Origin of the sequence: Paenibacillus sp. FSL R7-0302, assembly GCF_038006885.1 — a bacterium.
In the GTDB taxonomy this organism is placed as follows: domain Bacteria; phylum Bacillota; class Bacilli; order Paenibacillales; family Paenibacillaceae; genus Paenibacillus_AQ.
This window is the reverse complement of sequence record NZ_JBBOWB010000001.1, coordinates 713,204-725,742: the sequence shown is the minus strand read 5'-3', so window position 1 is coordinate 725,742 and position 12,539 is coordinate 713,204. Positions and strand designations below refer to the sequence as shown.

The 12,539-nt window shown below is 33.0% G+C and carries 11 protein-coding genes; all 11 read right to left on the bottom strand.

Translation table 11 applies throughout. The features are described from left to right. Positions 1-46 precede the first annotated feature (46 nt). On the bottom strand, positions 47-583 hold the full coding sequence (locus tag MKY96_RS03215) for a YdcF family protein (protein ID WP_340938604.1): 537 nt from the start codon (positions 581-583) through the stop codon (positions 47-49). A gap of 95 nt (positions 584-678) precedes the next feature. Beyond that, positions 679-1,980: a UDP-glucose dehydrogenase family protein gene (locus MKY96_RS03210; protein ID WP_340938602.1), complete on the bottom strand. Its 1,302-nt coding sequence runs from the start codon at positions 1,978-1,980 to the stop codon at positions 679-681. Between the two features lie 45 nt (positions 1,981-2,025). Further along, entirely contained in the window at positions 2,026-3,378 is a 1,353-nt protein-coding gene (locus tag MKY96_RS03205; RefSeq protein ID WP_340938601.1) for a flippase, read from the bottom strand. Positions 3,379-3,392: 14 nt separating this feature from the next. Then, the gene (locus MKY96_RS03200; protein ID WP_340938600.1) at positions 3,393-4,556 is read right to left on the bottom strand and encodes a glycosyltransferase; all 1,164 of its coding nucleotides are present in this window, start codon (positions 4,554-4,556) and stop codon (positions 3,393-3,395) included. Continuing rightward, positions 4,534-5,742 carry a hypothetical protein gene (locus tag MKY96_RS03195; protein WP_340938599.1) on the bottom strand — a complete coding sequence of 403 codons (1,209 nt, stop codon included), beginning with the start codon at positions 5,740-5,742 and terminating at the stop codon, positions 4,534-4,536. The genes MKY96_RS03200 and MKY96_RS03195 overlap by 23 nt, the downstream gene beginning before the upstream one ends. A gap of 16 nt (positions 5,743-5,758) precedes the next feature. Then, entirely contained in the window at positions 5,759-6,988 is a 1,230-nt protein-coding gene (locus MKY96_RS03190; protein ID WP_340938598.1) for a glycosyltransferase, read from the bottom strand. Continuing rightward, positions 6,985-8,079, bottom strand: a complete 1,095-nt coding sequence (locus tag MKY96_RS03185; protein WP_340938596.1) for a glycosyltransferase — start codon at positions 8,077-8,079, stop codon at positions 6,985-6,987. Before MKY96_RS03185 ends, MKY96_RS03190 begins: the two co-directional genes overlap by 4 nt. Positions 8,080-8,102: 23 nt before the next feature. Further along, positions 8,103-9,227: a non-hydrolyzing UDP-N-acetylglucosamine 2-epimerase gene (gene wecB, locus MKY96_RS03180; RefSeq protein WP_340938595.1), complete on the bottom strand. Its 1,125-nt coding sequence runs from the start codon at positions 9,225-9,227 to the stop codon at positions 8,103-8,105. Positions 9,228-9,230: 3 nt separating this feature from the next. Beyond that, positions 9,231-10,346, bottom strand: coding sequence for a polysaccharide biosynthesis C-terminal domain-containing protein (locus MKY96_RS03175; RefSeq protein ID WP_340938594.1), 1,116 nt, complete (start codon positions 10,344-10,346; stop codon positions 9,231-9,233). Beyond that, positions 10,346-11,368 carry a polysaccharide biosynthesis protein gene (locus MKY96_RS03170; RefSeq protein WP_340938593.1) on the bottom strand — a complete coding sequence of 341 codons (1,023 nt, stop codon included), beginning with the start codon at positions 11,366-11,368 and terminating at the stop codon, positions 10,346-10,348. Before MKY96_RS03170 ends, MKY96_RS03175 begins: the two co-directional genes overlap by 1 nt. A gap of 26 nt (positions 11,369-11,394) precedes the next feature. Next, complete coding sequence (locus MKY96_RS03165; RefSeq protein ID WP_340938591.1) at positions 11,395-12,528, bottom strand: glycosyltransferase family 4 protein; 1,134 nt, start codon at positions 12,526-12,528, stop codon at positions 11,395-11,397. Positions 12,529-12,539 lie beyond the last annotated feature (11 nt).

The window sequence follows — 12,539 nt, the reverse complement described above, 5'->3', positions numbered from 1 at the left end:
ATTCCAAATGAATTTACGTACACACAGTAGTCTCATAAGGTCTCTGTTACCTGCGGAACCAGCGCTTAATCTGCTCCAGCGCCCCCTTCGCTTCCGGGCCATTATAGCCGAAGGCATTACCAATCATCTTGATATATTCGTTAAACGTCGTCTCCCGGCTATACCGGTCACTCCACCACGTCTTCGCGTTATAGCCCGAATCCGCCCCGATATAAGTCAGCGCAATCCCCGACTTCCTATACACATGATCGAAGATAAACTTCACCCGCCGCATATGAAAATCCGACGACACCACAATCGCTGACTTGAATCCCTCCTGCTGCATGATCGGAAGCGTGAGTTGCGCGTTTTGGTAGGTGCTCTCGGCAGCGTCCTCCGTCCAAATAGCGGATTCCGGGATGCCCAAGGAGAGGGCCGTTTCGCGCATGTCGCCGGCAGGGCCGGTGATCTCTTTAGCGTTAGACAGCAGGATCTGCGGCGCGTAGCCTTCTTGAAACAGCTGAACCCCTTGCTCCACCCGCCCTCCCCCGCCGCTGAGGATGATGATAACGTCTGCTTGCTTGGAAGTGTCGGATATAATCAAAAATCTTCCCGCAAAAATGGAAAGAAGCACTACTATAATGAAAAGACCAAAAAGGGGTTTGAGTATTCTTTTTCTTTTGTTAATAATCATAAGATTTAGGTGTTCACTTTTCTTCTACCAATTGACTCGTATACTAACCCATTTTTCTCCACCTCAGTAAGGGAATAGCAGTTTCGCCCATCAAGTATAAGTGGATTCTTCATCAACTCTTTATATTTATAAAGTGGAAAATTCTTAATCTCTTCCCATTCCGTAAAGATAAAACACATATCAGCATCTAATAAAGTATCTTCTATTGATTCACAGTAATTAATTTCATTAGGAAACAGTTTTCTAAAATTATCTGCCCCCACAGGGTCCCAGGCCTTAACATGAGCGCCATCCTCAAGTAGCAATGGGATATTTACTAAAGAAGGAGCATCTCTTAAATCATCCGTACCAGGCTTAAAAGTTAAGCCTAACACAGCAATATTAAGGCCACTAAAACTATCATAATATTTCCTGGATTTTTTTATAAGTCTTATTTTTTGATTCTCATTTACTTCAATTGCAGCCTTTACTGTTTTTAATTCATAATCATTAAAGCTGGCAAGCCAATGCAAAGCTTTAGTATCTTTGGGAAAACACGAGCCGCCATAACCTATACCAGCACTTAAGAACCTATCACCTATCCTTGGATCCATTCCCATTCCAGTAGCAACATCCTCAATGTTAGCTCCAACAATTTCGCAAAGATTAGCCATTTCGTTAATATAAGATATTTTCAAGGCTAAGAAATCATTAGCAGCATACTTAATCATTTCTGCACTTCTACGATCGGTAACTACAAAGGGAATATTAAATTCACTATACATTTCTTTCAATAATCTCTCTGCACTTTTTGACTCGACACCTAATACTATTCTTGTAGCATTCAGGGTGTCTTTAACTGCGGTACCTTGAGATAAAAATTCAGGATTAGAAGCAACTTCAATAGTTACATTATGGTTCTTATTTTCTTTTATAATTTGTTCAACTTTGTCATTAGTTCCTACTGGAACAGTTGACTTAACAATAACAATACAATCCTTTTCTACTGTTTGTGCTATTTGCCGAGCAACCTCATATACATATTTTAGATTCGCTGATCCATCTTTTTTTTCGGGGGTACCTACCCCAATAATAATAATTTGTGCATTGCTGTATGCCTTTTGAAAATCAGTTGTATAAGTAATACTCTCTTTATTTTTCTTCATAAGTACTTCTAGACCAGGCTCGAATATTGGAGAGACACCATTTTGCATGAGAGAGATTTTTTCTTCATCGATATCTAAACAAGTTACATTATTTCCTCTTTCAGCTAGACAAACTGCTGTTACTAGTCCTACATATCCTGTCCCTGCTACGGAAATCTCCACTCTAATCAGTCCTTAAAATATAATAAAAATCTTTATACAGTATGTTTACAATTCCTTTTTCCGATTTAAAAATATCATCGGATTGAACGATTTCAATACCATTTCAAAGGAAATTCTGGTTCTTTTAAAGAACCCAAAAATAATAATGTTGGCAAAAAATTGAGCCATTAAAGTAGCTATAGCTGCACCATACGCACCATATCTTGGAATAAGAAAGAGATTCAAAGTAAAGTTGATAATCAGTCCGCTAAAAGTTTGAATTAATGAATATCTTTGGAGTCCCTCACAAAGTAACCATATTGAACGAGCTGAACCAATAGTTGCAAAAACACCTGTCCATACACTAACTGATAATATCCTATATGCGCCAATGTATTCCTGACCGTATAACAATGTAATTGCAGGCTTAGATAAAAGTAGAATAATTAAACCAAAACAAATTCCAATCCAAGTAACTATCGAATACAACAGCTGCAGTGACTTCAAATAGCTTTTTTCATTAATTTTTCGTGTACTCATTATGACCGGTCTAAATGATGTAATAACCGCCATCGGCACAAAATACCACATTTCAGCAATTCTTACTGCTGCTGAGTAGATCCCCAAAACTCCCTTGTTTGGGAACATATATCCTAACATTACTTGGTCTAATCTCATATATAAAGTAATCATTAATCCTGAAATAATTAAGTACCAGCTCTGTGACATTATGTTTTTAGCATAAAAAAGATTAAATCTCCAATTAGACTTGCTTTCTCTGATTTTAAAATATGCAATTAATAAAGCAAAACTAATTATTATTGCATCAACGGTATAAATACAAGCAAAAAGAATTAAATTCCCTTTTAATAGCACTAATAATATCTTTAATATAGAAGTAATGATTGTTACTACCATTCGAATGATAGAAGAAACTTTAGCCTTTTGATGAGCTTGAATCCAATATTCAATAACATCTAAGGATTTAATAGTCATTGAAAATGACATAATTAGAACTATAATTTGTAAATTATAATCCTTAGGTTCAATTAATCTAATTATTAGTGTCGTGAATATTGTTAAGAATACCCCACCAAATATTCGTAGAAAAAGACTAGTACATAATATCGTTCCTTCATCAAACTCCTTTTCAACTAAAGACTTTACCGTCAAAACTTCTAAACCTAAAGTAGAAAAAGCAGTAAATAAAGAAACGAAAGCTAAAGCATAATTAAACTGCCCAAATTGCTCTGGCCCAAAATAACGAGCTGTAATTGCGCTAACAAATACTCCAAGTAGCAATGTGAAAATTTTATCACTTACCAACCAACTAGAATTATTTATAATTTTTTTAGCTTTATCATTTTTTATTTTGTGTATCCCGAGTTTCTTATATAATATTTTCAGACTCAATTTCAATATCCACCCTTCTCTTAAGTAAATTTATTCAAAGGATGGTTGAATAAGGCTTGTGTCTTTTTAATTGTTTCATCATTATTTAGATATTGTTTTCCATAATCATATGCTTTTGTTGACATTATCTCGTATTGAATTTTGTCCATGCCCACGCATCTTTCCAATATACTAATAATTTCATTTTGAGAATCTAATGAAAGGTCCCAACCACAACCCTTTTCCTCCAAAGATCTCCATGGCGTTTGATCACTAATGATAACTGGACACCCAACTGTCAATGCCTCTATTATCACATAACCAAAGTTTTCGCCATGTGTCGGTAGAAAAAAGAAATGATTTTCTGCTAATCTTTTATATACGCTATTGTGATCTATACTTCCCTCGTAAATGACTTTAATATTATTAGGCATACCACTTATAACATTTTTACATTTTTCCCAATATATTTTGTCTTCAATAGGCCCAAAAATGCTAAAAATCACTCTTCCTTTTACTTTTCTTAATAATTCTAATGCACCAATTAAATTCTTCTTAGGAGAAATTCTCGAAAGAAAAATCAATCTCACTTCACCAACATTTTTATTAAATCTTTTATTTTGAAAAACATCTTCAATATAAGAAGGAATCTCTGGAGCAACTTTCACTTCAACATATCTACCTATTTGATTCTCTATATCCTGAACCTCGAAATTACTTGAAGCTTGCCAGAGTATATTTTTGTATAACCCCAGTATCCTGGACAAATTAATAAATAGTTTTTTTTTATTACTTTTTAAGTTTAATGCCCCATTTGAGAATTCTCCTCTTGGAGCCAACACTATACTTTTATTTCTAAGCAACCTCATTTTTATTAGAATCAAGGGCAATATTGTAAACTTCCAAGAAAAAAAACTATTAAAATAAAATAAATCAAAATCCTTATTTTTAAGAGTTTTAATCAAACTAAATAAGGATAGAAGGCCAGGTTTTGAATAATAAACTTCAGTGCCGTTGAGCTGTGTCCATTTATCATTCTCAATTCCCTGATATTTTGTTTTGTCGCCCAGATCTCTATCAGAAGTCACAATTGAAAATTCAAAGTCATTTTTAAGAGCTTTCACAGTATTCTCTATGCAACGTATTGGCCCTCCACCTTTATATCCAGGAAGATAATAAGCACTAAACACTAATATTTTTTTCATTTTTCTCACCTAACATATTTTTTTTATCTACAATTAAACTATAAGAAAGTAATATTAAAAATAAAGCTAATAGTTTCTGTTCATCAATTAGAGTATTAATAGAGAATGCTACAATTGCTGGAATTAAAAAGAAATACCTTTTACCTTTAAACATATTATTAAAGAAAAATTTCAAAATCCCTAAATATGCAACAATTCCATAAGAATAAATCATTCGAAAATGATCGCTATGAGGCTTAAATATGTTCCCATTAATTAAAAGTATATAGCCCTCTCCCCAAAGATAAGGAGTAAAGTTTTTTAAAGTTAATATATATCGGTCTAGTCTTCCTTCTTTGTTATCAGAACTAACATTTTGAATTCTACTGAAAAAATAATCTAAATAAGGTGTAATAGTAGTCTTATATTGTGCAAATAATGTGTATATTAATATTAATGAAATGCCAACTGTTATAATTTGAGTTTTGCTTACACGTTTTTTGTATATTATAAAATTTATAATTTCAAAACCTAAAATCATTAAAAATATTAATAACAAAGCGTTACTTTGAATAGCAATTAGATTAATAGGTACTGACAGTATGGTTACCAGTTTCTCTACTAACTTTAAATTCATGTTGTATAACATAAATATTACAACTATTGCATACAAATAACCTGCGGTGTTTGGATCAGTGAACATATAACTGAATCTATAATTATAAAAAATATCTTCTATTCTATTTGCACTCGATTTATAAATCAGCATTTTTAAATCAACAAGATAATTCGGATTAATCATAAATAAAATAGATAAAACAGTAAAATAAATCACGAAAACCAAAAACACACTTTTAAAACTTATATCTATAGTTTTTAATATATATCTATAATAAAAAAAATAAGAAAATGTGGTTATTAATTGTAATCCTCTTTTCAAATTTTCAAGTAAATATTCTGAGCGATCATAAGTGAATAACCCAATTAAAATACTTATTGATATCATTACCGTAACTATTAGAAACAATAAAAAATACTCTTCTCTTACACTTTGCTTCACCGTTAAAAGATTAAGAATTAACACTATTGGTAAACTAAACGGGATAATAAATATAGGAAAATATGGCAATATCAATATATCAATTAATATTATTATTGGTAAACTTTTTGAAATTAACGATTTCTCTATATTTAACTTTTTACTCATATGGTTCTCCCTAAACTCAAACATTTTTTTTCATTTTATTGTCTATAATAGTCGAAAAAAAGTCCAATATTCTCTTTGAATGTATCTCACTTTCAAAAGAATTTTTCCCTCTATTCCAAGCCGACAACCCCATTTTTTCGCGATCATTATCACTGTAATTTATTAACTCCTCAAGAGCATTTGCAAATATTAATGGATTATTTGGTTTTACAATTAATCCATCTACTTCATGTCTTACATACATGGAAATATCTCCTACATCGGTGACAACTATAGGTTTTCCCAATGACATATATTCTGGTATTTTTTGAGGAAAGCCCGCCTTTGCGAACCTCATATTAGGTCTTGTTAAAATTAAAATATCACAATTAGAGAAAAAAACTGGGATATCTTCTTGATTAATCTTCCCCATAATCACAATTTTTTCAGATAATAATTTATTGGAGTTGACTATTTCTATGACTTTTTTCAAGTGACCACTTCTACCATCGTCACCAGCAAGGTAAAATTTAAAGTCACATTTTTTTTCAGAGAGTATATTAATAGCCTGAATCATTTCGTATATTCCATCTTTTATAGAAGGAGTACCGTAATAACCAATCTTTATAGGGTAATTGTTATCTTTTTTCTGTTCTGAAACTACTGGTAAATTATTAAATTCACCAATTGAAGGAACCCTCAATAACGGCAATGATGTTTTTTTATAATATTTTTCAAGATATGAACTAATAACTAATAATCCATCCACTCGTTTATTTATTACTCGCATATAATATTCGTGATCCCAAGAGAGAGGATGAAATGCACCACCATGAAACACAAAACTGCTAAACCATTCCATCACATCATTAACAACTGGGACACCATATTTTCTTGCTACTTTAAAGATACTTCTGAATGCAATATTAAAATTCCCGCTGTACAGAATAATGTCTATTCCTTCTAATTTAATTAGGTTTTCAAGACTTTTTGCACTTTCGTTATATGCTTCTATTAAATTCAAAGAACTAGTTAAGTATTTTTTTTGAGTTGTCTCTCTCTTTATAACCGATTCATATCTAATACCTTCAAATTCATAATTATCATTTTCTATATTGTAATCATCTTCCCTTGGTACATACGGTAATTGCGATATTACATAAACTTCAGTATTTAATTTTTTTAATGATTTAGCTAACAACCTATAACGAGCCCCAGCTGCATCTCCGTATGGAAAAAGAAATCCACCAACTATTGCAATTTTCATAATATCACCAACTCTTTATAAATCAATTGATTAATCTCCTCTACTCTTGATTCCCATGTTGCATTTTCACAAATATCCAAGGCTTTTTCAAAGTAAATGTAATCCCAATTATTATAGACAGATGTCAAAAATGAATTGAGGGAATTATTTTCTTTGTATATATTCACAAATTCATTATACGGACTTGGCCAATCAAAGAATGGAGTTGCAACAATTGGTTTACCCATCGATAAATATTCTAAAAACTTTAGAGCAAATCTATATTCTCCTACCTTATCGCACTTATAAGGAATCAAACAAACATCTAACTTAGATATTTCTAACATCATTTGTTTTTTATTTAGATTTCCAATGTAAGATACTCTATCATGATTAAAAAGTTCAGCATATAGATTCTTCATATTATGAGAAGATTCTATAATAGGCCCCCCAATGATTAATTGACAATTGGTATTTTTTATTATTTCATAAAAAAAATTCAAATCCAATGTGTTATTCAATGTCCCTATATAACCCACTGTGTCCATATTTTTTTTCTTCTCAAATCTCTTTGGGATTTCATTAGGCCATATACCATGAGGAATAAAATAACTATTCTCATTTATCTTCTTAAATCTCTCCATCAACTTGGGTGCAGTACAAAATACATAATCTACTTTTCTCGCCAAATCAACTTCATAATTCAGAAAAGCTTCTTCGCCAAAATAATCATTACAAAAGTAAATACTTTTAGAATCAGAGTAATATTTAGTTATCTTCTCTGCCGTAAAATCATATAACCATAACAAATCAGGTTTTCTTCCAATCTTGTTTTTGAGAAAATTATTTAATAACCTTATTCTTCTATTGTTATTCAATTTTTCTGAAACTCTAAATCTATGAGGTAATACAGATTTTCCAGTATGTAAGACGTATAAATTACTATTAATTTCTTCTAATTTTGGAGATTCGTATTTTTCTTTCCAAGATAAAGTTCTGTTTACCCATATAACTACATTATCTTTCGATAATTGGGTTGCATAATGATGCCTACCACGATGTGGTTCATTCCAAAGGCTCATTGTGAAAAATATTATCAATTTGTTTTTCATCAGAAACTCTCTTTCTTATTAACTTATTTATTCCACACTACCTTATTTACAATCCCTACATAACTCTGTATTATTTTAACAACCTTTACTGAAACATTATCATCTTTGTAATCAATAGCAATTTTAGTTTTAGCCCCTGCATTAGACAGTTCATGGCTTAATTCTATTCCTTGCAAAATTGTTTTTTCATTTATTCCACCAATAACTATAGTTCCCTTATCAAGAACTTCTGGTCTTTCAGTTGAAGTTCTTAATAATACTCCGTTAAACCCTAGCATGGCGCTCTCCTCAGACAAAGTGCCGCTATCTGAAAGCACACAATAACTATTTTTTTGAAGCTTATTATAATCTAAAAAACCAAATGGCTTAAGATTCTGTACTAGTGGATGAAACTTGAAATTACGTTGTTCTATATACTTCATGCTTCTAGGATGTGTAGAATAAATCACTGGCATTTGATAACGTTCAGCAATTTTATTTATTGCAGTCATCAATGACATGAAATTTTGCTCATTATCAATATTTTCTTCACGATGAGCTGAAACAATTATATACTTCCCCGACTCGAGATTTAATCGTTCAAGAACATTACTTGCATCGATCTTATCCATGTGCGCTTGAAGAACTTCCTGCATTGGGGACCCAGTAACAAAGATATGCTCTTTACGGAATCCTTCCGATAGAAGGTATCTCCTGGAATGCTCTGTATAAGGCAGATTAATATCCGAAATATGGTCAACAATCTTACGGTTGATTTCTTCAGGGACATTTTGATCAAAACATCGATTCCCTGCTTCCATATGGAAAATCGGTACCTTAAGTCTTTTTGCAGCTATCGCACTAAGAGCACTATTAGTATCACCTAAGATAAGCAAAGCATCAGGTTTTTCCCTTTCTAAAACTTCAAATGATTTTGCTATTATATTCCCCATCGTTTCGCCAAGATTTGTTCCTACTGCTTCGAGGAAGTAGTCGGGTTGCCGAAGTTCAAGTTCATTGAAGAACACTTCATTTAATGTGTAATCCCAATTCTGTCCAGTATGAACAAGAATGTGATTGAAATATCTATCACAAGCTTTAATACACTCAGACAAACGAATGATCTCTGGTCTAGTGCCCAGGATTGTCATGACTTTAAGCTTTTCCATTTTTTAAACCTCCAAGTAATAAGTATCTGGCTTATCGGGGTTAAACAATTCATTAGCCCAAAAAAGGGTGATTACATCAATGGTACCAGTATTAGTAATAGAATGTGTATAACCAGGAGGAATATCTATCACTCGCAAAGATAGTCCATTTACCGGATATTCTAAGATTTTCTCATCTTCAATCCGGCGGAATTTCACAACAGCTTCTCCTTCAATAACAAGGAACTTCTCCACCTTAGTATGATGCCAGTGGTTACCTCGGGTAATACCTGGCTTAGTACGAGAAATAAATACCTGACCAGAATGTTCAGTTTTAATAAACTCAGCTAACCAACCTCTGTTATCATGCTTCATTTCCAAATCGTATCCGAAATCATCTTCAGGCATATATGAGAGATAAGTACTATATAGAAAACGTTCAAAATCACTTTTCAAGTCTGAAATTACAAGTGTATGCCTGCTTGATTTAAAGGAAACTAAGCTTGCTTCAATATCTTTAAGCTTAACAATAAAGGAACGCGGTATATCACGGTAATCACTTATACTTGATGTATCTGCAGCATCCATCGTGTCTATGAAGGATTCAACAACATCATCAATATAAACCAACTCAACTTCTGCTTCCGGATTATTCACTTGAATAGGTATTTCTCTGCTAATATTGTAGCACCAAGTTGCGACAACAGAATTATAGTTTGGTTTACTCCATTTTCCAAAAACATTAGGTAGCCTGTACACAAATGTATTTACTCCTATATTATGACCATAAGCCAAAACCGCTTCCTCTGCTGCCCGCTTGCTGCTCCCATATGGATTTTCTTGTTTAGCTTGAATTGATGAAGAAAGCAAAATAGGAGTCTTCTTTTGATTCGAGGATAATATATTTATTAAATGTTGGGTGGAACCCAAATTCCCTGTCATAAAATCCTCAGTATTCTCTGGTCGATTAACCCCGGCAAGATGGTAAATGAAATCAGCCTTTAAAGCGTACTCTTCTAATTCCTCAAGTGAGTTTTTGGAGTCGATTCTCATAACCTCTATATCTTCTCTTCTACTTATAGTAGCTACCAAGTTACGTCCAATAAATCCGTTAGCACCTGTTACCAAAACAGTTCTCATTATAGAATTCCCCTACCATTTAGTTCTTTTTGGATTAAATCTAGACTTAACAAGAGTTCTTTTATTCCTTGAACATCTAATCTTTCTGTATTATGCGAATTGTATTCCCAGCCTTCAGAAATCTCTCTATTACCTTCTTCAAAGAACTTGTCATAGTTTAAATCTCTGGTGTCTGCAGAAATCCGATAATAGCTGCCTAAGTCGTTAGCTTTAGCCATTTCTTCACGCGTCAGCAAAGTCTCATATAACTTCTCACCATGTCTGGTTCCAATAACTCTGGTTTGACTATCTGATTGAAACAATTCTTTCAGGGCGATAGCCAATTCCCCTATTGTTGAAGCGGGGGCTTTCTGAACAAAAATGTCCCCTTGTGCAGCTTTGTTAAAGGCAAACAATACTAATTCCACAGCATCCTCTAAGGACATAAGATATCGTGTCATGTCAGGATCAGTAATTGTTATATCCTCATAATTTTTGATCTGATCAATAAATAATGGAATCACAGACCCTCTGGAACACATCACGTTTCCATAACGTGTTCCACAGATTAATGTATCTTCAGGAGATACAGTTCTAGATTTAGCAACCATTACTTTTTCCATCATTGCTTTTGAAATACCCATAGCATTAATAGGATATACTGCTTTATCTGTTGACAAACATACAACTTTCTTTATTCCAAATGCTATGGCTGCATTAAGAACATTCTCAGTCCCGATAACATTTGTTTTGACAGCTTCCATAGGGAAAAATTCGCACGAAGGCACTTGTTTTAGTGCAGCCGCATGGAACACGTAATCTACATTGTGCATAGCAGACGCCACACTATTATAGTCACGAACATCTCCTATGAAGAATTTCACTTTATCATTTCTTAGTTCCTTACGCATATCATCTTGTTTCTTTTCATCTCTGGAGAATATTCTAATCTCACTAATTTCTGTGTCTAAGAATCTCTTCAGAACTGCATTCCCGAAAGAACCAGTCCCCCCAGTTATCAATAATGTTTTTCCAGTAAACATACCGTATACCCCGCATCCGTTATTATTTAATGAGCAACAATGATTTCGTAGGTTTTATCTACAGTGAAGTTTTCTTCCAGATAAGTTCTCCCATTAGATCCCATTTCTAGCCGTAACATCTGATTGCTACTCAAGGTAATTATGTTATCTCTGAAGCTTTCTAAATCCCCACTCTCAGACCATAATCCACATTTAGCTTCGTAAAGCATATCTTTAACATCTGTAATAACATCGGTTGCAGCTAAAACTGGTAATCCGAACTCCAAGTAAGAATTGATTCTTGAAGGAAAATTTGGGATGGTAAATCTTCTATCCAGGAACACGAGCCCCACATCGCTTACAGATAAAATTTCATCGAATTCATTCTTAGGCATATATTGTTCTAACCTTACATTTGTTTGTTTATTAACTGATATATGATTCTTTATCTTATCAAACTCAGTACCTGAACCTATTATTAGAAAATATATATTTTCTATATTTTTCATACTATTTAATGTATTAATTAAAAAATCCATACCCTGGGGTTTACCTAAATTCCCACCATAAATATAAACCACAGAACCTTTAGGAATATTGTATTTTAGTCTCAATTCTTCCCTTCTAGCTAGAGACTGACAAGGAACGTCAACGGGTTTAATAGAGTTAGGACACACTTCAACTTTATTTATATTAACTTCTTTATTATGTTCCAGCACATAGTTAGCATTCGCTTTCGACATGCAGCCAATATTGTCAGAGACTGAATAGAGTTTTCTTTCCTTCTTCCTAAAGTAATACCAAATCAAACTCTTCTCTTTAATAATGCCTAGATCAACTGCATTTTGAGGGAATATATCTTTCAACAATAAGTAAGTCTTACTCCCATCTCGCTTTTTAAAATATTCGACCACTTTCACAAAAGTAATTGGTGGAGTAGAGTAGAGAATTAAGTCAAATTTTATTCCTTTATAATATTCTTTTGCTGCTTTTATAAACTGTCTTTCAATCAACAAGGTAGATAATCCCTTTTCAAGGAACCCTGTTTTAGTAACATTTCCTGTTCTCACCCTTAATACTTGTATTCCAGATTCATTTTTCAATTCTGTTTCTTTACCATATCTTCTCTCACGCTGACAAATAACAAACACTTCGTCACCACGATCTTTAAACTCTCTCATCAGGTCTACAT

What these genes read in the sequence shown, in the direction of transcription:
- MKY96_RS03200 (WP_340938600.1), bottom strand. Translation starts at nt 4,556, where the DNA reads ATGAAAAAAATATTAGTGTTTAGTGCTTATTATCTTCCTGGATATAAA.
- MKY96_RS03185 (WP_340938596.1), bottom strand. Translation starts at nt 8,079, where the DNA reads ATGAAAAACAAATTGATAATATTTTTCACAATGAGCCTTTGGAATGAA.
- wecB (WP_340938595.1), bottom strand. Translation starts at nt 9,227, where the DNA reads ATGGAAAAGCTTAAAGTCATGACAATCCTGGGCACTAGACCAGAGATC.
- MKY96_RS03175 (WP_340938594.1), bottom strand. Translation starts at nt 10,346, where the DNA reads ATGAGAACTGTTTTGGTAACAGGTGCTAACGGATTTATTGGACGTAAC.
- MKY96_RS03170 (WP_340938593.1), bottom strand. Translation starts at nt 11,368, where the DNA reads ATGTTTACTGGAAAAACATTATTGATAACTGGGGGGACTGGTTCTTTC.
- MKY96_RS03190 (WP_340938598.1), bottom strand. Translation starts at nt 6,988, where the DNA reads ATGAAAATTGCAATAGTTGGTGGATTTCTTTTTCCATACGGAGATGCA.
- MKY96_RS03165 (WP_340938591.1), bottom strand. Translation starts at nt 12,528, where the DNA reads ATGAGAGAGTTTAAAGATCGTGGTGACGAAGTGTTTGTTATTTGTCAG.
- MKY96_RS03195 (WP_340938599.1), bottom strand. Translation starts at nt 5,742, where the DNA reads ATGAGTAAAAAGTTAAATATAGAGAAATCGTTAATTTCAAAAAGTTTA.